This is a genomic window from Ureibacillus sp. FSL K6-2830 (assembly GCF_038004145.1).
Lineage (GTDB): Bacteria > Bacillota > Bacilli > Bacillales_A > Planococcaceae > Ureibacillus > Ureibacillus thermosphaericus.
Genome location: NZ_JBBOQR010000001.1, coordinates 1,311,422 through 1,331,619 on the forward strand (window position 1 = coordinate 1,311,422; position 20,198 = coordinate 1,331,619).

A 20,198-nucleotide genomic window follows, 5' to 3' on the forward strand; every position below is an offset into this window, starting at 1 on the left:
CTTTCTATTTTACCCCTTTTAAAAGGATATAGTCTGATATCATTTCAAAAAAGGAATTGAGATAAAAAATGCCTCTACATAATAGTAGAAGCAAAAATTATTTTGATGATTATCTTTGACTTGGTCTGAATCCTGCTTGTTCCGCTTCTTCTCGACTGCAGAAGTATCGCTCACCTTTTGAAAGATCGATTTTGGTCACATCATAAAATTGTTGACCCGGCATATGGTAAATTTTTTCACCATTTGATGAAATATTTCCTTTGATATTACAATCTCCTGAGGTGTTTGAATTTGGTTGATTATTTGTTTTTTCATTATTCCCTACATGTTCTTCTATTACTTCTTTATGAAATCCATCTTCTTGTGCATAGTTTTCAATGCTCCAAATACCAATCCCTTTCTTTTGAGCCTCTTTTTGAATTTCATAGTATCGGTCTACATATTTTGTATTCGGTACATAGACGTAAGCAACCCTTGCTAGTCCATTTCTTAACAATTCTTCTTGAACACTTTTCCCATCAACATAAACGTAATATAAAAGGCGACCGTATTTATCCCGTTCACTCACATCTTTTTCAAGTTGAACAGTTTTGCCTTCTAACATCTTTTTCGTAAAGGCTTTTGCCTCTTGGCCAAAGGGTTGTTCACCGAGCTGTGGATGGTTTGTTTCCGGTGTATCTACAAGTAAAAATCTTACGGATTCTACTTTTCCATTAATCTTTACTTTAATAGTATCTCCGTCCACAACTGATACGACTTCCGCATCGAATGTTTTAATATCCGCTGGCAGCTCAGAGTTTACCGGAATTTGTTGTTCTTCATTGGGGTTAACATCTGTCGATTCATCCGCTCGATCCTCTATTAGATTATCCTCTGGTTCTTTTTCATCTAAATAATCTGCACCTTCACTGGCACAACCAAATAACATCACGATGGAAAGTAAAACATATAGTAGGAACATTCTTTTTTTCAATGTTGCTCTCTCCTTTGTTGCATTGGCATACACATTTTTCTACAATACTTCATTAGTATAGTATATAAAATATTTAACTGTTATTGTAACAATTACAAATAAAGTTTTTTCTTTGCTGTATAATTATTGAATTTATCGATTCCAACATATTAAATTAATAAATTTTTGTAAAATGCATTTACAAAGAATCAATAAATTAGAGAGTATAATTGACTTTCATAACTCACTACAACAGACTATATTATAAATAATAAACTCCATTATGAACTTATTAGTTTCATAATGGAGTTATTAAAATTTAACTTCTTAAATAATATTTGAAATTACATAGGAAAAGATAAATGTAAAAAATACGATTGCAAGTACAATGCCTAAAACAATTGCTACAAGTACAGATTTCCAAGTGTAGCCCTTCAATTCCTTTACTGAAGAATAATCAATTTTTCGATTGTGGATAAGCAGCGAAACATTTGCTGTTATCAATAGTAAAATTGTGATTCCAACAAACATTCCAATCATATCTGGCCGGAGAAAATTCACTGTAGAATTCCAATTCATATAAGATTGTAGAATTGCAATACAACCTATTATCAAATAAACAATGTTTTTTAATTTGCTCTGCTTATACCATTCATCACCTAGTTTTTCTTTTTCATAGATCGCTACTTTTTCATAAATTGGAATGATTGACTTTGTAGACCCGCCTTTTTTCATCCGAACACCCGCATGAATGAAACATAGTATCCCTAGTACAAGAAGAATATGGGCAATGTTCATTGAAAAAAATATCATTAAATAAAAAAGTATAAGGCATGATAACAAAATGACATTTGTAACGGCTAATTGCTTCATTCTTAAATTTTTGATTTCATTTCCATTCATTTCTCCCACCCCTCAGGTATTTAAGTGTTCTATGGAAAATATTTCTATATTTATTATACACAATCTGTTAATTCCTGAGAACTTAAGTGGTTTATGAAATAATATTTAAGGGAATAGGTTAACGAAATGCATTAATATTGGAGGCTATTTTATGTGGAAAGAATTTAAAGAATTCGCTATGAAAGGAAATGTAATTGATCTTGCCATTGCGGTCGTGATTGGGGCTGCATTTGGACAAATTGTTTCTTCTCTAGTGGACAACATTATCATGCCGCTTGTCGGCATTCTTACAGGAGGAATAGATTTTACGAAGTCATTTATATGGCAAGTGGGAGATGCAACTGTTTCCTTTGGAATATTCCTTCAAAGTGTTATTGACTTCTTAATCATTTCTTTTGCCATATTTATGTTTATTCGAATCATAAATAAGATAGCAAAAAAGAAAAAAGAAGAAGCTGTGGAAGAAAGCGCACCTGAGTTAGATACGAAGGAAGAGTTATTAAAGGAAATTCGCGACTTATTAAAAGCCCAAAATACAAATAATTAAAGTTTGTAGTGATTGGGTAAAAAAATAGGCATAACATATTCTATTAAATATGTTATGCCTATTTCTACTCATCCTATTAATTTAACTTCCCTTTTTCTTTACAGCAAACCAAATCTCGCTATACACATTGTTCATATCACTTAAATCACCTGTAAAGGAAATGTTGGGAGCTTCTACTAATTCATAATCCGATGAAGGTAGCCATTCTGAAGCAACTTTTGCCCAAGTCTCTTGCATGACGTTTGGAAATGGCCCTTTTGATGAAAAAATCGCCCAAGTAAGTGCAGGAACTTCAACGACATCAAATTCTTCAAAATCTAAGTTTTTTGTAGTTAAGTAGCCAATCGTAAAAACATGTTGTGGAAAACTCGGTAGATACGGAAATCAAATTAATAAAATCTGAAACACCAAAAGACCCGAAAACATAAATTCGGGTCTTTGTAAGTTTTATCCAAAGTCTTTTTACATCTTTCCAACATATAATGATTTAAATCCAAAAAGCTTTTCTCAATTTACATTATCCAAAGGCACGGTGTAATCAATTATAACTGGTATTCCCCCATAATTTTATTGGAGGTTTTTTATGACGAATTTTTATTCATTCAGTGGAACTGTTACTGCCATTAGTGATTTTTTTACAAGTCAAAGTGGTGAAATCGAGGGCTGCAATAAATTGTTTACCGTAGAAAATGACGATGGATTAATTGTTCATTTCATTGTTTCTCCTTCAACTTACTTCATTGATCAAGAAACGGTCAAAATTGGGGATAAGGTGACTGGTTATTACGATGGAGACTTACCTGCCATCCTCATTTACCCACCCCGATATCAAACGATAGTGATGGTGAAAGAGTATCCAAATCGAAATGTAAAAGTAAGTTATTTTAACCATCAACTATTGAGCAGTGATGGCCAATTGCAATTACATTTAACTCCTTCTACTCCCATATTGTTAACAAATGGTCAGTTCTTTTCAAAATATCCTGGGAACCGCGATTTAGTCGTGATTTATGGTCCAACAACTCGTAGCATCCCTGCACAAACTACTCCATATCGAATCATCGTTTTATGTTAAACTTACTATTTCTCCATGATGACAATCCCCAATCGTTAGAAGATCTTCTTACAATTGGGGATATTACTTATTTCACCAATTATGCGTTCTATCGTATTTAAGCACTCCTCTAGAACCCCTCTTTCAAATTTCTGTTCACAATGCTAATATAGTCAGTAAAGTAAAAAAAAGAAGTACAAACTAAAAAGCATCATAATTGACAAAAAGATACTAAAGGGGTAATTAGAATGAATATAGAACCAGATCTTTGTCGTGTTGAAGATGCTTTAGGCATATTAGTCGGAAAATGGAAACCCATTATCTTATTGCATTTATTGAAGAATGGTACTCAAAGATTTAGTGATTTAAAACGAAGTATACCTGGAATTACACAAAAAATGCTGACCAATCAATTACGTGAGTTAGAAAACGAGGATATTATTCAGCGTGTTGTCTATCCACAGGTTCCTCCTAAAGTGGAATATTCGATTACCGAGTACGGCCGGAGCTTAGAACCAATCTTACACGCAATGCACGAATGGGGAACAAACCATATCCAGCATAAAAAACAAAAAATGAATGAATCGATGAGTAAATAAATACTGAAAACACCCAGTTTCTTCACTAGATAGCTGGGTGTTTTCAAAAAATAAAAGAAAGAATCATTCACATTCTGGTTCAATATCCAATTATTTTAACCTTCATTTCAACCTGCAATAAAATGACTTGCTTAAACGACGGTCTGCTTCTCACCACTATCTTGTGCTTTCCCCTTGAATGTGTAATGTGTTAACACTTCTTTTTGCGGTTGCTGCAAATTGAAAAATCATCATTATTAGAACAATCACTATCATTCCAACTACTGCAGAAGTAAAGCTGTTCGTTGCGTCATAAATCCAACCGAGAATAATAGGACCTAATGCACCAATTACATAACCAGCAGATTGTATCATGGCCGACCAAGAGGCTGCTTCATGAGCGTTATCTGTAGCATCAATTGGCAAAAGAAGATTTAAAGGAAACAATCCGCCTGCTCCAATACCTATCAATGCAGAAGCTAGCAACGGTTCAATATTTAGCACGAGTAAAATAAATCCAACAAGTTCTATAATGGATTCTACAATCAACCAGAAACGACGGGAGTGAAACCTTCTTAACAAAATTGGAAGCACTAGGCTAACTGGTATTTGCACGACTACGAAAATTGTTAATGCGATTGCGGCGTAATCTTTCGTGTACCCCATTCCTTGGATGATTGAGGTAGCCATGCCGTAATTGAGTAAAATAGCATACCCATCAGACCAAAGGACAATGTAAGAATCCATGCTTTACCGTTCCCCCACGGCAATTGAACTTTTGTTCCAGAAGTAGCAGTGTGAGCTGATTTTTTGACTTGTTGATTTACAAATAACCACCAGATAACTGCAGCTACGAATGCTATAATTGCCCAAAATGCAAGGGAAGTTTGCCAGGAGTTAAAGCTATTCTCTAGCGATGTAGAGAGTGCAGAACTAATTGCTGCCCCCAAAGTCAGAGCTACGGTATATACTGAAACCATAAAAGGTACTTGATTAGGAAAATGCTCTTTAATGAAACCAGACAACAGTGGACCTATCAAAGCGATACCGATACCTGCAATTATAGCTGTTGTTACTAGAAATGATACAGAATCTGTGAACAAACGAATAACAGTACCAACTCCAATAATTAAAAGCGATAAGCCGATTACCCGTTCAATTCCCCATTTTCCCCCAGCTTTCACGGCGATTGGAGAAAAAAGACCCATACAAAGCACTGGAATGGCAGTCAACAAACTTGCGACAGCTGCACTCATTCGAAGATCTGTTCTAATGCTCTCTAGTAAAGGGGCGATTGAGTTAATAGCTGGACGTAGATTTAGCGAAGCCATAAATAAAGCGATAATTAATAAGACACTTTTTTTCATCTAATATCCCAACTTTCTTTATGCTTTAATTAGATTCATTCAAAAAAGTACCGTTTCTATAATCTTCACATACTTGTTGAATATCTTCTTATGCATAACGAATGGGCTCCTGCCAAAAACAAGTTCACCATGTCGTTCCCAAGGACCCGATTCGATAATCTTTTGTTGCAAGTTTTGTTTTAAATCCCTCCATTAAATTGTTTTGTTCAACGAAATCCATTATGCCAATGAAGTATGAAAGTGATAAGTAGGCACTTTAATGTGGTTTAGTTTCTTTGAAGATACTATTGGAGATGTAGCAAGGTTAAGACTATAAAATTTAATATTTACTTCCCTCTTTTCTCCGTTCTGGCTTGTATCAAATATTCTGTTAATGTTATTAAATTCTTCCATTTAATTAATAGAAAAGAAGTTGATACTTAACTGGCTTAAATATAATAAAAAAGGAGAATCCTTCTTTTACTTTTGTACATGATGAATGTAATGGATATCCTGAAAGTTTTTTAAAACCTAAAAAAATATAAACCCATGAAATTTTGCAATGTGCAAAACTTCATGGGCTATTTTTCTATTTAGGAGGATTTTATCCTAGCATCTGCTTCAATTTCCATTCTAAATACATCTTGTTATTCAGATTTTATTGTTTAGTATGAGGTAAAGTAATTAGATTACCTTCAATTATAATGTTTATATTCCTTCATTTATCGTTTAGAATTTTTCCATTTGATTAATTTCCGCTTGTCTAATTTAGGCCATCTGTGTTTTGGAACATATTTTACCATCGTTTCAAACAACATACCCCATTGCTCTATTGATAGGATGCCAACTGGCGTTTCACTTTTTATGCCCAAACTTCTTTTAACCCTTTTGATTTGCTGTGCTGTAAAAATGCCCCTTAATGCAAAGTCAATTGGCATCTGCGGGTTTTGCAATACATAGTCTGCGAATCCCCAAAAAATGAAATAATCTTTATAAGGAACTTTTGGATTTACTTTTCTTTTTATCGTAATCAGTGCCGAATCTACTTTTGGTTGGGGAGAAAAGTTTTTCTTAGAAATTTCTTTTACGTATCGAATATCAAACCACATTCTCCAAGCAATGATATATGGATCCTTCACAAATTGAGAGGTGAATCTTTTTGCCGCTCCCTTTTCCATTACTATTGCTCCTCTCTGAAATCCACTTATCGGATGATTCAATAACATCTTCATAATGGGCGTCGTAATCGAATAGGGAATATTCGAAACAACGATAAAAGGTTCTTTCGGCAATTGAATTTGTAATATATCGTGATGAATGATTTTAACATTACCGGTTTCAGCAAATTTCTCTTTTAATAAACTTACAAATTTTCCTTCATATTCTATAGCCAGTATCCCCCTTGCTTTTTTACTTAACACCGACGTCAATGCACCTTTTCCAGCACCAAACTCTAAAACTAAATCATGTCGAGTTACATTTGCAATTTCTACTATTTCATTTATTAATTTCTTATTATGCATTAAATGTTGTCCTAAAAAATTGGGTGGTTCACTTCTTCGATGTTTACGATTTTTAGTCATTAATTCTTCTTCCTTTCTAAAAAAATCACAAGCATCTGCTTGCGATTTAGAGCAAATGGAAGAAGATCCGCCCTCATTCGTTTGGAATAACATATTGACAAGATAGGCATCAAAAAAGGACTTGTACTTAGGTGTAGTACAAATCTATCGAAAGAAAGTGAAATTCCTTAATAATAGAAAAAAGGCAGAAATAATCTGCCTTCGGAAATGACGTTATTAACCCATTAATTAATATCAACCATAAATAGTGATATTACAAAAATGTGGTTCAAAAATGAAAAATGAAGATTATTAAAAAAGGACAGACTACTCCCATTTACTCTGCCGTTCACAAGCAGAGCCTTTGAACATATTCAATTCATTAGTTCAAAGTTGGGAAACGTAGTCTCATTGAGTGTGTCACTTTTTTAATAATCCTCCTTTAATGATGAATACAAAAACAGTATATTGGTCCTGAATCAAATTGTCAAATGGAACTATTGGGGACAGTCTATGTGTTCGAACCTAATGATAAATATGATTTGTTTGACGAATGCGAAAGTTTATTAACTGAATCATGAAATATAGAATCATAAGAAATGAAATTTATATGCCAATATTTCAGTATATACATGCTAATCAATCTTCCAATGTTTTAATCATGATCAAGTCCGTTTGTTCTTCATCCCCCATATAAAAGGAGTGAAATCCTTTTTGAACAAATCCCATTTTCTTATAAAAACCAATTGCATTTTCGTTCTTTTCCCAAACCCCAAGCCAAATTTTCTTTTTATTCCATTCTTTTGCAACTTCCATTGTTTTATTTAGCAAGGCTTTTCCAAGTCCATGCTTCTGAAATTTCTCTCGAATATAAATTCTTTCAATTTCAAGGAATTCATCGCCCATTTTTTCCGTCTGAGCATCATCACTATTGACTTTTAAGTAGCCAGCCAATTCATTTTGGTAATAGACAAAGAAAAATTGTGAATGAATATTGGATAGCTCTTTCTCTAATTGTTTTAGATTAAATGCCTTTTCTAAATATACTTTCATATTTTCAGGCGAATTTTGATCTTTAAATGTGTAATAAAACGTTTCAATGCCCACTTCTTGTAATGTGTGCAAATCTTCAAGGGTACATGTTTTTATTTTAATTGTCATAGTGAACATCTCTCCTCATATCAATAATTTCGTTTGTTTCCCTTCTTAACGTATTCCCAATCTTTTTCAACATTTTTTCTTACCCGCTCTAAAAGATTGAATAATGTTTCCACTTCTGCTTCAGATAATCCTTGTAAAGCTACAGCGTTAGAATGATCATGTTCTCTTATTAAAAACGGATAAACATTATTGCCTTTCTCGGTCGCATAGAGTTTCTTAATTTTTTTATTTTGTGGATCCTCTCGCTTTTCAACAAATCCGTTCATTTCTAGTTTTTTTATGGCGCGTGATGCAGTTGTCCGATCCACTTTGATCATTTCAGCCAACTTTTCTTGAATAATTCCCGGGTTCTCACATATTCGTACAAGGTACAAATACTGACCTTTTGTTAAGTCATATTCTTTAAACTCGATATTACTGATTGAATCTAGTGCTCGTGCTATCATCCCGATTTCACGAAGAACTTCTTTCATAATGAACCCCTCTCATTTTGTTGTAAATGCAATATTTTTAGTTCATTATACTCAACTTTTGTTGCATTTACAATAAAAAATAAAACCAATTGAATATCTACATAATCTTAGGATGAAAATTCAAAAAAATTTGCAATCTTTCACAAGAATAAGTAGACTTTATATTGAAACTGAATATATTAACCGGGGGCTTGCGGAAGCAGGCTGAGAGTACGACTAATCCGTCGTTGACCGTTTGAACCTGATTTGGATAATGCCAGCGCAGGGAGTGTAGTAAGTCGAATTATGCACTTTGCTTAGGCAGGGTGCATTTTATTTTGGAAAGGGTGAAAACCGATGACGCAGCATCGAGAAATCATAGAGGAACTTTCTCAATTTATAAAAAAGAATCAAGCTTCAGAAGAAGAGTTTAATAACTTAGCTTTACGTATTTTTAATTATCAATACAAACATAATCTTCCCTTTCAAACATTTTGCCGTCAAAAAGGAAAGACACCGCGGCTTGTGAAAAATTGGCGAGACATTCCTTATGTGCCGATGAGTGCCTTTAAAGAGGTTCCATTGACATGTTCAGATCCAGAGGCAGCGGTTAGAGTCTTTATGACAAGCGGAACAACCCAAGGAAAACAAGGCAAACACTTTCATTCCACTCTCGAAATCAGAGAACTTTCCATGATTATCAACTTTAAAGAACGGTTTATGAAAGAAACAAATCGCATCCGCATGGGAATTTTGTTTCCAACTGAAGAGAAAATGCCGCACTCATCCTTAGCCCATTATTTAGCTCTTGTCATGAAAGAGTTTGGCACAGAGGACAGCTGCTATTTATTAAAAGAGAACGGCGTACATATTCAAAAAATCATCAGTGAGTTGGAACATGCCGAAAAAACAGGAGAACCATTTGCTTTGCTCGGAGCAAGTTTCAGTTTTGTTCATTTGTTTGAGGAATTGGAGCGTTTAGGAAAAACGTTTAATCTGCCGAAGGGAAGCAAAATTCTTGATACTGGTGGTTATAAAAATAAATCAAAGGAATTAGATTTAAATGAATTTTATCAGTTGCTTGAAAGATATTTCGGTGTAGATAGAAGCAATTGTATTAATATGTACGGCATAACAGAGCTAAGCACGCAATTTTATGATGATGGCAATGAGGTCGTTCCATCTATAAAAACTGGACCTAGTTGGATTCGTACGAGAGTCATCAATCCGTTAACAGGTGAAGAGGTTCCAGAAGGAGAACGTGGTGTTTTAGTTCATTATGATTTAGCGAACTTTAATTCCGTAATGGCGGTTGCTACTGAGGATGTAGGAATGGCGGTTGATGAAGGATTTTATCTGTTCGGTAGAGTTCAAGGTGCCGAGGTAAGGGGATGCTCGCTAGCGGTAGAAGAGTTTATTCAATTGGCGAAAGGAACAGCACAATGAGAATAACAGCTGGATATATTCCAAATATCGGAGAAACGAAATTTGATAAGAAAATCCTGAAGTTTCAGGATTTAGAAGTGGAACTGCCTCTCCTTACACTTGAGCAATTACAGAAAGTCGTTGACACAGTGAAAAGAGAAAGTGCGGAAATCTTAAAATCACTGTCGGTATCAACAGTAGTGGACATCATCGGTTATGTAACGGAACAATTTTTGGACCGCAGTTCATCTTATCGACAGCAGGCGGAAAAGTTGCTTCCGATTGTCACCGGCTATGATGAGGAGGTAATTCGCCTTGGTCTTACATCTTTTTTAAAAACATTTCGCAAGCACGAACTCCAGCGTTTCCTAGTAGAAGATTTAGGAAATCCATTATTATTAGATCATTTTCAGCCGCGCGCAAAAGGTGGTTTTTCAAAAGCAATTGGACCAGAACTCATTACCCATGTATGGGCAGGGAATGTTCCAGCACTGCCTATTTGGAGTTTCGTATCTGGTCTGCTAGTAAAAGCAGGAAATATCGGAAAAGTTTCAAGTTCTGAACCTCTTTTTGCCGGCTGGTTTGCAAAAGCCTTAGCAGAGATCGAGCCGAGTCTTGCCAATTGCTTTGCGGTTGTGTGGTGGAAAGGCGGCGATGAAAAGCGAGAGAAGATGATATTTGAAAAGTCGAATCTCGTTATCGGATACGGTAACAACGAAACGCTGCAAGCTTTAAAAAAACAAGTTCCCATTACTACTCGCTTTTTACCTTTTGGTCATAAAGTAAGCTTTGGCATCATTTCAAAATCTGCCTTAGATGCGCACAAAGCATGGCGAATTGCTCATCAAGCCGCACTTGATGTCATTCGTTACGATCAGCAAGGTTGTTACTCACCGCACTTATTTTATGTGCAAAAAGGCGGAAAAGTATCGCCAGTGGAATTTGCCCGCTTGATTGCGGGGGAGCTAGAAAACTTCGAAAAGCGTTATCCAAGGCGTAAGCTTTCCATGGAAGAATCAGTTGCCCTTGCTTCATGGCGGCAAAAGGAAGAAATGAGCACTTTTACAGAAACAGGAAAAGAAGTGCTTGGAACTTCCACACATCAATGGACGGTTGTTTTTGAAGAAGAGGAAAAAGTTTTTACGGCAAGCCCGTTGAATCGAGTTATTCGGGTTATTTCTTTTGAAAAATTAGAAGACATTCTGCCATACATCAAGCCATACCGCTCATTTCTTCAAACGATTGGTATGGCCGCAACCCCTAAAGAACTTTTCCACTGGGCAGAGTTGTTGGCTAACGTTGGCGTAACACGAATCACAGCACTAGGAAAAATGACTTCCCCTGAAGCAGGTTGGCATCATGATGGACGCTTCAATCTAATGGATTTAATTCAAATGGTAGACATCGAATCATCGGCAATAGTGGATAGTGAACAATTTGCTCCTTATGTTGATTAGGAGGTTTTTAATATGAGTTTTTTGGTAATGGAGGATGTAACGTACAGTTACGAACAAGGAAAAAATCAAATTTTACGTGGGATTAGCTGGGAAATCAATAAAGGAGAGTTTCATTGTCTGCTTGGAAAAAGTGGCTGCGGAAAAACGACCTTATTAAAGCTTGCTGCTGGCCTGCTTTCATCTGAGAATGGAAGCATTCGCCTGCAAGGAAAGGAAGTAATCAAACCTTTACCTAATTGTAGTTTTGTCTTTCAAACTCCAACTCTATTGGAATGGAAAACAGTTATTGAAAATGTGCTTCTCCCTATTAAATTGAAACGGAAAATCAGAAGTGAGGATATGGAGCAGGCAATGGAATACTTAGAGCTTGTTGGGTTAGCCTCTTATCGAGATTGTTACCCTTTACAGCTTTCCGGTGGACAACAAAGCCGGGTCGCTCTTGCACGAGCCTTAATGCAAAAGCCTTCTTTATTATTTTTGGACGAGCCTTTTGCAGCATTAGATGCCATTACAAGAGAAGAACTGCAAGATGATCTTTTAAGAATGTGCTATATGCATAATATTACTGTGCTCTTTATTACCCATGATATTGCGGAAGCTGTATATTTATCCGATAGAGTTGCTGTCATGGCACATGGAGAAATTGTCTATCAAACCCCAATCATGCTTGAACGCCCACGTAGAATGGAAATGAGATATGAGCCTTATTTTAACGAACTATGTTTCACGTTACGTCAAGTGATGAATGGTGAACGCTTATGAAAAAAACATCCGTTTATTCATTCTTATTATTCATTTTTTTACTAGTTATTTGGGAAGTATCATCCAAGTCCTATTCCGAACTTGTATTACCAGCTCCTTCTGTAATAGTACTCACCCTTGTTGATGGACTTTTAAGCGGCTATTTTACACAGCATATTCAGCGGACTGCCGCTGAGGTAATTCTTGGTCTCTTTTTTGGTGGTGTAGCTGGATTTACGGTAGGAGTTCTAATGGGAGAAGTGGCCTTTTTACGTAAGCTTCTCTTTCCTTATATTATAGCGAGTCAAGCAGTTCCCAAGCTGGCATTGGCTCCGTTATTTATTCTTTGGTTTGGCTTCGGCATGACGTCCAAAGTTGTTATTACTGCGCTTGTATGCTTTTTCCCATTGCTTGAAAATACAGTAACAGCTATTCAGTTAAGCGATATACAAAAGCAGGAACTATTTAAAATGCTTGGTGCAACACGGCTACAAACATTAATTCACTTAAAAATTCCTTCTGGTATGCTGGGCATTTTAGCTGGACTTCGTGTTTCGGTTGTCCTTGCAATTGTGGGGGCGGTTGTCGGAGAATTTATCGGCGGCAGTGAAGGACTAGGGGCGCTTATTATCGCAACCCAAGCAATGATGGATACCGCCCTTATGTTTGCCACATTAATTTTATTAACAATTTTCGGTATGATTCTTTACTTAACTGTATCTTGGCTTGAAAAAATGTGGATGAAAAGATTGAAGAAGGAGATATGAAAGATATGAAGTTGAAACATATAATCATCGCATTTCTTTTATTACTTCTAACAGCATGCGGTTCAAAAGAGGAAGGCTCGAATGAAAAAGAATCATTTGCACAGCTGACAGTTGCACTCTGGAGCCAGCCTATTACAGAATCCGTCAACCTATTAGTCGATGATGAAAAAGGATTTTTCAAAGAAAAAGGCATTGATTTAAAGGTGATTCCCGGTGCTGGTGGTGGAGATGCTATTAAAAATATTCTTTCCGGTCAAGCAGATATTGCCTTTACTGACCCTGGATCTCTTTACTTTGCTTTAGACAAAGGAGAAAAATTAAAAGTTATTTATAATATTTATCCACAGAACGTGTTCAATATTGTGGCGTTAAAAGAAAGCGGTATTGAAAAGCCAGAAGATTTGAAAGGAAAAACAATTGGTGTTTACAGCCTAACAAGTGGAACGCGACAAAACTTATTAATCCTTCTCCACCAAGTTGGTTTGACGGAGGATGATGTCAAGATTGTGGAAACAGGCATATCAAATTTTGCCCCACTAATACAGGGTCAAGTGGATGCAACTGCAGCAACGGATACCGGATTATACCTTGCAAAACAAAAAGGATTAGGCGATGTAAATATAATTGAAGTGAAAGATTATCTAAATGTACCAAGTGATGTCTTTGTTGTGACAGAAAAAACGTTCGAAGAGAAAAAAGAGGAGTTGAAGCGTTTCGTTGCCGCATACAGAGAAAGTGCCCAATGGATGCTTGAAAATCCGGAAGAAGCTGCAAAACTTGCGAAAGAATTTGCTATTGATGGAAAAGATGAAAACATCAATTTAGAGATAATTAAGCTACGTAATGCTTCTTCAGTTTCAGAAGATACGGAGATAAAAGGATTAGGTGCTATTGATGCCGATGTATTACAAAAGGGAGCAGAAACATATCAACAGTTAGGTTTAGTGAATAATCAATTGGACATGTCTCAAGTCGTGACTGAGGAATTTTTGGAGGTAGAGCAATGAACTTTGAGGGGAAAGTTGTCCTAGTTACCGGAGCAAGCCGCGGCATTGGTGCAGCAATTGCTCGTGCTTTTGCAAAGGAAGGGGCTTTTGTCATTGTCAATTATTTGCAGAATAAAATGCTTGCTGATAAAGTGGCAGCTGAATGCATACAGCTTGGTGGTGACGGTTATGCCATTCAAGGAGATGTTACATCTGAAGAGGCTGTGAATCAAATGATTGAGGAGATTATGTTAGAAGCAGGCAAAATGGATGTAGTCGTTAACAATGCCTTTAAATCTTTTCAGTTTAATCCTGAAACTCGCAAGTTAGCTTGGGAAGTGCAATGGGAAGACTATCAGGGGCAAATTGATGGAGCAGTACGCTCAGCCCATTATATTTGCCAAGCAGTCATCCCCATCATGAAAAAACAAAGCCAGGGCAGTATTATTAATATCATTACAAACTTAGTTGAACGCCCCATCGTCCCGTATCATGAATACAATACTGCCAAGACCGCACTTATGGGGTATAGTAGAAATTTGGCTGTCGAAGTCGGCTCCTTTGGCATCCGCGTCAATTGCGTCGCCCCTGGTCTAGTTTATCCAACAGATGCGAGCCGAACAACAAAGGAAAATCTAAAGGAGCTGATTATCGCTCAAACGCCGTTAAAGCGAATTGCCACTCCAGAAGATATTGCTGGTCCTGTTCTGTTTTTAGCCTCTGACTGGAGCCGCTTTATGACTGGACAAACTCTTTATGTCGACGGCGGGTTTGTAATGTAGTAAGGGATTGCTCGCAGTATTTTATGCTGCAGCAATCGCTATTTATTTTTAAGACAAATTATATAAATAAAAAAACTCCTATTTGTATTGCAGTACAAATAAGAGTTTAAATAAAGTTTGTTTCCATGCTACCTCCTGAATTTCTGTCGTTAATAAGAGGGATCGGGTTTCAATATTCCATAATACAACTACTATTTCATTTATCAGAATTCCCATCAATTATATATGGTTGCCTGCTTTCTAACAGAAGTAGAAACGACTTCGATAACTTTATTCACTTAGGAAAGATTTATTTGAAATCATGGAAATTATAATAAACGCTGTATAAGTAAGACCTAATTTTGATTCATCTACCATCAAAGAATATGACTGAATGACTCCACTATCTTCTAATTTTTTAATTCTATTTCCTATTGCTTGACCAGACATATGAATCAATTCTCCGAGATCTTTCCATTGAATACGAGCGTTATGCGTGAGTTAAATGATGAACAGACTTACATTTTAGATATCCTTTATGTTAATGAAACAGAAGGATTGAGGAAGTAGTCTATTATTATCCCACTCTCTATTAAACAATAAGACCTATCCTTCTTATGTTTGGATAGGTCTTAAAATTTTCTTTAGTTCATGAATTTATTACTCGCCAACAACATGCAAAGGACAAAGCCATTTTATTCCACTGTTACAGACTTCGCCAAATTTCGCGGTTTGTCAACATCGCATCCACGATCTAAAGCAGCATAGTAACTAATGAACTGCAACGGCACTACAGCAACAAGCGGCGTAAGAAGAGCATACACTTTCGGAATGACAAGTCGGTCTTCGTCTTCATTTAAACCTTCCATTGAAATAACGCATGCATTAGCACCACGTGCCACTACTTCTTTCACGTTACCGCGGATATTTAATGCCACTGGCTCTTGTGTAACGAGAGCAAAGACAGGTGTTCCATTTTCAATTAATGCAATCGTTCCATGCTTTAACTCCCCACCAGCAAAACCTTCCGCTTGAATATACGATATTTCCTTTAATTTAAGTGCGCCTTCTAAACTTACATAATAATCGATATTTCGACCAATGAAAAACGCATTACGAGTATGATTTAAATATTCATTTGAGATGTTATGCAGTTCTTCTTTAGAATCCACAATGGTTTGAATTGCATTTGCAGCAAAGGCAAGCTCTGTTTTTAAATCGAAGTTCATGATGTTTCCTTTGTTTTTACCCGTAACATAAGCAGCAATTGCTAGAACGGCTAATTGTGCCACATATGCTTTTGTTGAAGCAACAGCAATTTCGGGACCAGCGTGTAGTAATAGCGTGTAATCCGCTTCACGGGAAAGCGTTGAACCCGCAACATTTGTAATGGTTAACGTAGGATAGCCTAATTCTTTTACTTTTACAAGCACCTGTCTGCTATCCGCTGTTTCACCAGATTGAGAAATAAATATAAAGAGTGGTTTTTCAGATAGTAATGGCATATTATAGCCGAACTCACTAGAAATATGAACCTCCACCGGAATTCCAGCAAGCTTTTCAAAGTATTGTTTTCCTACAAGTCCTGCATGGTAGCTCGTTCCTGCCGCAATGATATAAATTCGATCCGCATTGCGTAAAGCAGATAATATTGCTTCATCAATTGTTAATTCTCCAGCATTATTACTATATTCTTGAATGATTTTTCGAACGACACCAGGCTGCTCATCCATTTCTTTTAACATGTAATGAGGATATGTTCCTTTTTCGATGTCGCTAGCATCTAGCTCCACTGTATACGGTTTCCGTTCAATTTGACGTCCATCTATTGTAGAAATTTCAACTTTATCCTTCGAAACCAATACAACTTCTTTATCATGTAATTCAATAAATTGATTTGTCACTTGCAACATCGCCATTGCATCCGATGCAACTACATTAAATCCTTCACCTACACCGACAAGCAATGGTGATTTGTTTTTAGCAACAAAGATGGTTTCAGTATTTTCCATATCAAGTAAAGCAATCGCATAGGAGCCATGCAATAAAGATAGGGTCTTACGAAACGCTTCTTCAGTTGATGAACCTTCATTAGAGAACAATTCTACAAGCTGGACAATTACCTCTGTATCTGTATCTGATTGCATTGGAGCATCTTTTAAATATTCTTTTTGTAGTAGGTGATAGTTTTCAATGACTCCGTTGTGTACAATCGTAAATCGGCCAGAAAGACTTTGATGTGGATGCGCATTGATTTTATTAGGCTCACCGTGTGTTGCCCAACGTGTATGACCAATGCCGATGTTTCCTTTCATTTTGTCGTCTACAATTTTGCGTAAGTCAGCAATTCTTCCTTTTTCTTTGAAAACTGTAATTCCTTCTTGATTTTGAATGGCTATACCTGCTGAATCATAGCCGCGGTATTCGAGCTTTTCTAGTCCTTTTAATAAGATTTCCTTTGCATCTAAATATCCGTTATATCCAACTATTCCACACATTTATATACCTCCGTCATAAGCAATACCATACTATCAATTTTCCAAAAAATTGTAGAATTTTGTTACCTGAAAAAGGCAACAGAAAACTAAACCTACTTTTTTGCTCTTTTTTTGAATTTGAACTCTGTCCAGTTCAATATGTCCAAAAAAAGAATTGTAGGTTTGATATCGCGATTTATTTTTTATTGCTTTGCCTTTTCGTTCCTTTGTCCATAAAATTGCTTTTATGTTTTAAGAACGAAATTACGACCGGGCAATGCGATCGGGAGGCATCCGCCGAATATTTCGATAAACCTCCACCTCGTCAACTAAGGATTGATTGCCGTCCGATTTCCTTAGTCCTGGCGCTTTCATTGTTTTCCATCGCATTTATATAGCGCGAAACTAACCTCCTTTACCGCGCTCGCTTAATTTTTCTAAAAACTGGAAATTATATTTATAAAAAATTAAGCATTCTCATCATACAGAATATGTATCTATACGTCAATGATTTACTAATGTTACTTATTATTTTTAGATATCAAGAGTTACACTATTCCAAACAAATTTGCCCAAGGTAGGAAAATTCCTAGCTTGGGCAAGCAAATTCATAGAATTTATTTTTATTATAAGGGGTATCAAAGGCAATGAATGTTATTTTATTTCTGAAACTCTTTCTCCTTTAATAAATTTACAATTTCTCGGTTAAATTCAGGTAAATCATCTGGTGTTCTGCTTGTCACTAACTGATTGCCACATACAACAACTGGCTCGTCATGGAATTTTGCACCGGCATTTTCTAAATCGACTCGAATCGACTTATATCCTGTCACGTCACGTCCTTTTAATTCTCTTGCCGAAATTAAAAGTTGAGGCCCGTGACAAATGGCAAATACAAGCTTATTCGCTTTCATAAATGATTTAACAAATGCCACTACTCGATCATCATCACGCAACAAATCCGGTGAAAATCCTCCTGGTATGAATAAAGCATCAAAGTCATCTGGATCTACATCTTCAATTCCATAATCAATGTCGACTTTTGCTTCTCCCTTTTTGCCTCTAACGGTTTTGTTACCTACTTTATCAATCGTCACAACTGTATGACCAGCAGCTTCCAACGCTTCTTTCGGACTTGTAAATTCTACATCCTCAAATAAATCTGTAATTAATGTCGCGATTTTTGCCATCATTTCACACTCCCTTTCATATTTCACATTTATTACTATTGCCGATTCCTTCTGTAAATAATCAAAAAGATGGATGAAAAACAGCTTGCGGGGATATTTCACAAATGTAGTTTAAACTCGTATGGATATGAATGATGGCCCACTTGTGCAGATAACCTCTTCACTTGTGTGGTTAGGGTACTAGCTTGTGTAGATAAATTATCAATTTGTGCGGATGATTCCACAGCTTGTGTGGATGTAATTCCTGCTCGTGCTGATGTTTCCGTAACTTGTGTGGATGCAACTTTAGCTTGTGCAGATATGACTCCCGATAACATAGAAACTTATGGATTCTTTTATCCAGACATAATAAAAAAGCTGTGTGTAAAGTCAATGTATTTTGACATTACTCACAGCACTGTTTATGTTATTCAGTAATACCCATTTCTTTTTTTACAACTTCTGCAATGCGATTTACATAGCTTTCACATTCTTCATCCGTTGGTGCTTCCACCATTACTCGAACTAATGGTTCTGTTCCAGAAGGACGAACTAGTACTCGACCATTGTTTCCAAGTACATCTTCCACTTCTTTAATTGCTTCTTGCACTTTTGGATTGTCCTTCACTTTATTTTTATCTGTAACACGTACGTTAACTAAACGTTGCGGGAATACTTTCATTTCTGATGCTAGTTCAGATAAACGCTTACCTGTTAATTTCATAATATTTACTAATTGGATAGCTGTTAGCATACCATCGCCAGTAGTGTTGTAATCAAGGAATACGATGTGGCCAGATTGTTCGCCACCTAGGTTGTAACCATTTTTACGCATTTCTTCAACGACATAGCGGTCACCAACAGGCGTTTGTATACTAGTCATTCCATTTTCTTCTAATGCTTTATAGAATCCCATGTTGCTCATCACAGTCGAAACGATTGTATTTTTCTTTAAAAGCCCTTTACTATTTAAATATTTCCCGATGATAAACATGATTTGATCGCCATCGACAATATTCCCTTTTTCATCGACTGCAATCAATCGATCTCCATCGCCGTCAAAGGCTAGCCCAACATCCGCTTCTCTTTCCACAACGAATTCTGCCAGCTTTTCAGGGTGTGTAGAACCTACTCCATCATTAATATTTAATCCATCCGGAGAAGCACCCATTGTTGAAATATCTGCCTCTAAATCTGCAAATAAATGCGTTGCTAATGAAGAAGTAGCTCCGTTCGCACAGTCAATCGCAACGTGAATACCTTCAAAATCTTCATCAACCGTTTGTTTTAGATAGGAGATGTATTTCTGACCACCTTCAAAATAATCGCTGACTGTGCCTAAATCTTCCCCAATTGGTCTCGGCAGTGTATCTACCTCAGCATCTAGTAATTTTTCAATCTCTTCTTCTTGTTCATCTGTTAATTTATAACCATCTGGACCGAAAAATTTAATTCCGTTATCTTGAACTGGATTATGTGAAGCTGAAATCATAATTCCTGCATCTGCATTCATTACTCGAGTTAGATAAGCAACACCCGGTGTGCTAATGACACCTAATCTCATGACTTCAACTCCAATAGAAAGCAACCCAGCAACTAACGCTCCTTCTAACATATGACCAGAAATTCTTGTATCTCGACCAATGATGACTTTTGGTCTTTCATTAGCATTTTTGGTTAAAATGTATCCCCCTACACGACCTAATTTAAATGCAAGTTCCGGGGAGAGCTCTGTATTTGCGACTCCTCGTACGCCGTCTGTTCCAAAATATTTTCCCATAACTATTCTCTCCTTCAACACTTGACATTCCATATTTGAATAATTCATGGAATCAAAACAAGCTATTTATGTTATTTGAG

Annotated in this window: 21 protein-coding genes, 1 pseudogene and 1 riboswitch; of the genes and pseudogenes, 10 read left to right on the plus strand and 12 right to left on the minus strand. The window is 36.3% G+C overall.

All coding sequences use genetic code 11. The features are described 5' to 3' along the window. Positions 1–109: 109 nt before the first annotated feature. Both NSU17_RS06455 and NSU17_RS06460 read right to left on the minus strand, forming a co-directional pair. Positions 110–973 (minus strand): thermonuclease family protein, encoded by an 864-nt coding sequence (locus tag NSU17_RS06455; RefSeq protein WP_340704620.1) that lies wholly within the window; start codon positions 971–973, stop codon positions 110–112. A gap of 306 nt (positions 974–1,279) precedes the next feature. After that, the gene (locus NSU17_RS06460; protein WP_340704621.1) at positions 1,280–1,855 is read right to left on the minus strand and encodes a hypothetical protein; all 576 of its coding nucleotides are present in this window, start codon (positions 1,853–1,855) and stop codon (positions 1,280–1,282) included. Between the two features lie 151 nt (positions 1,856–2,006). Between NSU17_RS06460 and mscL the strand changes: the two genes are divergently transcribed. Beyond that, positions 2,007–2,402, plus strand: a complete 396-nt coding sequence (mscL, locus tag NSU17_RS06465; RefSeq protein ID WP_016839032.1) for a large conductance mechanosensitive channel protein MscL — start codon at positions 2,007–2,009, stop codon at positions 2,400–2,402. Between the two features lie 81 nt (positions 2,403–2,483). On the opposite strand, the gene NSU17_RS06470 is transcribed toward mscL, so the two are convergent. Further along, entirely contained in the window at positions 2,484–2,747 is a 264-nt protein-coding gene (locus NSU17_RS06470) for a GyrI-like domain-containing protein (protein ID WP_232019934.1), read from the minus strand. Positions 2,748–2,985: 238 nt separating this feature from the next. Between NSU17_RS06470 and NSU17_RS06475 the strand changes: the two genes are divergently transcribed. Continuing rightward, positions 2,986–3,477 (plus strand): hypothetical protein, encoded by a 492-nt coding sequence (locus NSU17_RS06475; RefSeq protein WP_340436090.1) that lies wholly within the window; start codon positions 2,986–2,988, stop codon positions 3,475–3,477. Between the two features lie 227 nt (positions 3,478–3,704). After that, positions 3,705–4,055 (plus strand): winged helix-turn-helix transcriptional regulator, encoded by a 351-nt coding sequence (locus NSU17_RS06480; RefSeq protein WP_168412086.1) that lies wholly within the window; start codon positions 3,705–3,707, stop codon positions 4,053–4,055. A gap of 156 nt (positions 4,056–4,211) precedes the next feature. Here the strand turns inward: NSU17_RS06480 and NSU17_RS06485 are convergent, their stop codons facing one another. The 5 genes from NSU17_RS06485 to NSU17_RS06505 all read right to left on the minus strand — a co-directional run bounded on the left by NSU17_RS06485 (position 4,212) and on the right by NSU17_RS06505 (position 8,576). Beyond that, entirely contained in the window at positions 4,212–4,700 is a 489-nt protein-coding gene (locus tag NSU17_RS06485) for an MFS transporter (protein WP_340704622.1), read from the minus strand. Then, positions 4,664–5,290 carry an MFS transporter gene (locus NSU17_RS06490; protein ID WP_340704623.1) on the minus strand — a complete coding sequence of 209 codons (627 nt, stop codon included), beginning with the start codon at positions 5,288–5,290 and terminating at the stop codon, positions 4,664–4,666. Before NSU17_RS06490 ends, NSU17_RS06485 begins: the two co-directional genes overlap by 37 nt. An 812-nt stretch (positions 5,291–6,102) precedes the next feature. Then, positions 6,103–6,963, minus strand: a complete 861-nt coding sequence (erm, locus tag NSU17_RS06495; RefSeq protein WP_096550139.1) for a 23S ribosomal RNA methyltransferase Erm — start codon at positions 6,961–6,963, stop codon at positions 6,103–6,105. A gap of 618 nt (positions 6,964–7,581) precedes the next feature. Continuing rightward, a complete protein-coding gene (locus tag NSU17_RS06500; RefSeq protein ID WP_340704624.1) occupies positions 7,582–8,103 on the minus strand; it encodes a GNAT family N-acetyltransferase in 522 nt (173 codons plus the stop codon). A 20-nt stretch (positions 8,104–8,123) separates the two neighbouring features. After that, complete coding sequence (locus NSU17_RS06505; protein WP_096550137.1) at positions 8,124–8,576, minus strand: MarR family winged helix-turn-helix transcriptional regulator; 453 nt, start codon at positions 8,574–8,576, stop codon at positions 8,124–8,126. Between the two features lie 173 nt (positions 8,577–8,749). Continuing rightward, a riboswitch (TPP riboswitch) is annotated at positions 8,750–8,861 on the plus strand. Between the two features lie 51 nt (positions 8,862–8,912). On the opposite strand from NSU17_RS06505, the gene NSU17_RS06510 reads away from it, so the two are divergent. Genes NSU17_RS06510 through NSU17_RS06535 form a run of 6 tightly spaced genes read left to right on the plus strand, consistent with a single transcriptional unit; the run spans position 8,913 to position 14,713 of the window. Then, positions 8,913–10,001: a LuxE/PaaK family acyltransferase gene (locus NSU17_RS06510; RefSeq protein ID WP_340704625.1), complete on the plus strand. Its 1,089-nt coding sequence runs from the start codon at positions 8,913–8,915 to the stop codon at positions 9,999–10,001. Beyond that, the gene (locus NSU17_RS06515; RefSeq protein WP_340704626.1) at positions 9,998–11,437 is read left to right on the plus strand and encodes an acyl-CoA reductase; all 1,440 of its coding nucleotides are present in this window, start codon (positions 9,998–10,000) and stop codon (positions 11,435–11,437) included. Before NSU17_RS06510 ends, NSU17_RS06515 begins: the two co-directional genes overlap by 4 nt. A 12-nt stretch (positions 11,438–11,449) precedes the next feature. Then, positions 11,450–12,199: an ABC transporter ATP-binding protein gene (locus tag NSU17_RS06520; protein WP_168412081.1), complete on the plus strand. Its 750-nt coding sequence runs from the start codon at positions 11,450–11,452 to the stop codon at positions 12,197–12,199. Beyond that, on the plus strand, positions 12,196–12,945 hold the full coding sequence (locus NSU17_RS06525) for an ABC transporter permease (protein WP_340704627.1): 750 nt from the start codon (positions 12,196–12,198) through the stop codon (positions 12,943–12,945). The genes NSU17_RS06520 and NSU17_RS06525 overlap by 4 nt, the downstream gene beginning before the upstream one ends. A gap of 5 nt (positions 12,946–12,950) precedes the next feature. Further along, positions 12,951–13,952, plus strand: a complete 1,002-nt coding sequence (locus tag NSU17_RS06530) for an ABC transporter substrate-binding protein (protein WP_340704628.1) — start codon at positions 12,951–12,953, stop codon at positions 13,950–13,952. Further along, positions 13,949–14,713 (plus strand): SDR family oxidoreductase, encoded by a 765-nt coding sequence (locus tag NSU17_RS06535; protein ID WP_340704629.1) that lies wholly within the window; start codon positions 13,949–13,951, stop codon positions 14,711–14,713. The genes NSU17_RS06530 and NSU17_RS06535 overlap by 4 nt, the downstream gene beginning before the upstream one ends. A 270-nt stretch (positions 14,714–14,983) precedes the next feature. Here the strand turns inward: NSU17_RS06535 and NSU17_RS06540 are convergent. The 3 genes and pseudogenes from NSU17_RS06540 to NSU17_RS06550 all read right to left on the minus strand — a co-directional run. Next, positions 14,984–15,181 (minus strand): annotated as a pseudogene (locus NSU17_RS06540) (Lrp/AsnC family transcriptional regulator); the annotation flags it as partial. Between the two features lie 206 nt (positions 15,182–15,387). After that, a complete protein-coding gene (gene glmS / locus NSU17_RS06545) occupies positions 15,388–17,190 on the minus strand; it encodes a glutamine--fructose-6-phosphate transaminase (isomerizing) (protein WP_340704630.1) in 1,803 nt (600 codons plus the stop codon). Positions 17,191–17,828: 638 nt separating this feature from the next. Further along, positions 17,829–18,359, minus strand: coding sequence for a type 1 glutamine amidotransferase domain-containing protein (locus NSU17_RS06550; protein WP_340704631.1), 531 nt, complete (start codon positions 18,357–18,359; stop codon positions 17,829–17,831). Between the two features lie 168 nt (positions 18,360–18,527). Here NSU17_RS06550 and NSU17_RS06555 point away from each other — a divergent pair, with 168 nt between their 5' ends. Next, positions 18,528–18,776, plus strand: a complete 249-nt coding sequence (locus NSU17_RS06555; RefSeq protein WP_340704632.1) for a hypothetical protein — start codon at positions 18,528–18,530, stop codon at positions 18,774–18,776. On the opposite strand, the gene glmM is transcribed toward NSU17_RS06555, so the two are convergent. Further along, the gene (gene glmM, locus NSU17_RS06560; protein ID WP_339287662.1) at positions 18,766–20,118 is read right to left on the minus strand and encodes a phosphoglucosamine mutase; all 1,353 of its coding nucleotides are present in this window, start codon (positions 20,116–20,118) and stop codon (positions 18,766–18,768) included. The two genes, NSU17_RS06555 and glmM, sit on opposite strands and share 11 nt — an antisense overlap. Positions 20,119–20,198 lie beyond the last annotated feature (80 nt).

Bases quoted from the DNA above. Each gene is read 5' to 3' on its own strand.
- NSU17_RS06485 (WP_340704622.1), bottom strand. From the start codon at position 4,700: ATGGGGTACACGAAAGATTACGCCGCAATCGCATTAACAATTTTCGTA.
- NSU17_RS06500 (WP_340704624.1), bottom strand. From the start codon at position 8,103: ATGACAATTAAAATAAAAACATGTACCCTTGAAGATTTGCACACATTA.
- NSU17_RS06525 (WP_340704627.1), top strand. From the start codon at position 12,196: ATGAAAAAAACATCCGTTTATTCATTCTTATTATTCATTTTTTTACTA.
- NSU17_RS06475 (WP_340436090.1), top strand. From the start codon at position 2,986: ATGACGAATTTTTATTCATTCAGTGGAACTGTTACTGCCATTAGTGAT.
- erm (WP_096550139.1), bottom strand. From the start codon at position 6,963: ATGACTAAAAATCGTAAACATCGAAGAAGTGAACCACCCAATTTTTTA.
- NSU17_RS06490 (WP_340704623.1), bottom strand. From the start codon at position 5,290: ATGAGTGCAGCTGTCGCAAGTTTGTTGACTGCCATTCCAGTGCTTTGT.
- NSU17_RS06505 (WP_096550137.1), bottom strand. From the start codon at position 8,576: ATGAAAGAAGTTCTTCGTGAAATCGGGATGATAGCACGAGCACTAGAT.
- NSU17_RS06515 (WP_340704626.1), top strand. From the start codon at position 9,998: ATGAGAATAACAGCTGGATATATTCCAAATATCGGAGAAACGAAATTT.
- NSU17_RS06460 (WP_340704621.1), bottom strand. From the start codon at position 1,855: ATGAATGGAAATGAAATCAAAAATTTAAGAATGAAGCAATTAGCCGTT.
- NSU17_RS06480 (WP_168412086.1), top strand. From the start codon at position 3,705: ATGAATATAGAACCAGATCTTTGTCGTGTTGAAGATGCTTTAGGCATA.
- NSU17_RS06535 (WP_340704629.1), top strand. From the start codon at position 13,949: ATGAACTTTGAGGGGAAAGTTGTCCTAGTTACCGGAGCAAGCCGCGGC.
- NSU17_RS06550 (WP_340704631.1), bottom strand. From the start codon at position 18,359: ATGGCAAAAATCGCGACATTAATTACAGATTTATTTGAGGATGTAGAA.
- NSU17_RS06510 (WP_340704625.1), top strand. From the start codon at position 8,913: ATGACGCAGCATCGAGAAATCATAGAGGAACTTTCTCAATTTATAAAA.
- NSU17_RS06530 (WP_340704628.1), top strand. From the start codon at position 12,951: ATGAAGTTGAAACATATAATCATCGCATTTCTTTTATTACTTCTAACA.
- NSU17_RS06520 (WP_168412081.1), top strand. From the start codon at position 11,450: ATGAGTTTTTTGGTAATGGAGGATGTAACGTACAGTTACGAACAAGGA.
- glmS (WP_340704630.1), bottom strand. From the start codon at position 17,190: ATGTGTGGAATAGTTGGATATAACGGATATTTAGATGCAAAGGAAATC.
- mscL (WP_016839032.1), top strand. From the start codon at position 2,007: ATGTGGAAAGAATTTAAAGAATTCGCTATGAAAGGAAATGTAATTGAT.
- glmM (WP_339287662.1), bottom strand. From the start codon at position 20,118: ATGGGAAAATATTTTGGAACAGACGGCGTACGAGGAGTCGCAAATACA.